The 589-nt window shown below is 57.7% G+C and carries 1 rRNA gene; it reads right to left on the bottom strand.

The features are described 5' to 3' along the window. Positions 1-67: 67 nt before the first annotated feature. Positions 68-589: ribosomal RNA gene (locus BUB32_RS00015) — 16S ribosomal RNA — on the bottom strand; the annotation flags it as partial.

Below are 589 nucleotides of genomic sequence, written 5' to 3'. Positions count from 1 at the left end.
TGTGCAGTTTTCAAGGTCCTTTTGAGGGCTTCCCCTCAAAAATGAACAGTGAGGCCTATCTCCTTAGAAAGGAGGTGATCCAGCCGCACCTTCCGATACGGCTACCTTGTTACGACTTCACCCCAATCATCTGCCCCACCTTCGACGGCTCCCCCCTTACGGTTGGGTCACCGGCTTCGGGTGTTGCAGACTCTCGTGGTGTGACGGGCGGTGTGTACAAGGCCCGGGAACGTATTCACCGCGGCATGCTGATCCGCGATTACTAGCGATTCCGCCTTCATGCAGGCGAGTTGCAGCCTGCAATCCGAACTTGGACCGGCTTTTTGGGTTCCGCTCCACCTCGCGGCTTCGCCTCCCTCTGTACCGGCCATTGTAGCACGTGTGTGGCCCAGGGCATATAGGGCATGATGATTTGACGTCATCCCCACCTTCCTCCGTGTTGTCCACGGCAGTCCATCTAGAGTGCCCGGCTTCACCCGCTGGCAACTAGATGCAAGGGTTGCGCTCGTTGCGGGACTTAACCCAACATCTCACGACACGAGCTGACGACAACCATGCACCACCTGTGCAGGCTCCCTCCCATAAGAGA

Origin of the sequence: Thermoanaerobacter uzonensis DSM 18761, from assembly GCF_900129115.1 — a bacterium.
GTDB lineage: Bacteria > Bacillota > Thermoanaerobacteria > Thermoanaerobacterales > Thermoanaerobacteraceae > Thermoanaerobacter > Thermoanaerobacter uzonensis.
This window is presented reverse-complemented; position numbering and strand designations above follow the sequence as displayed.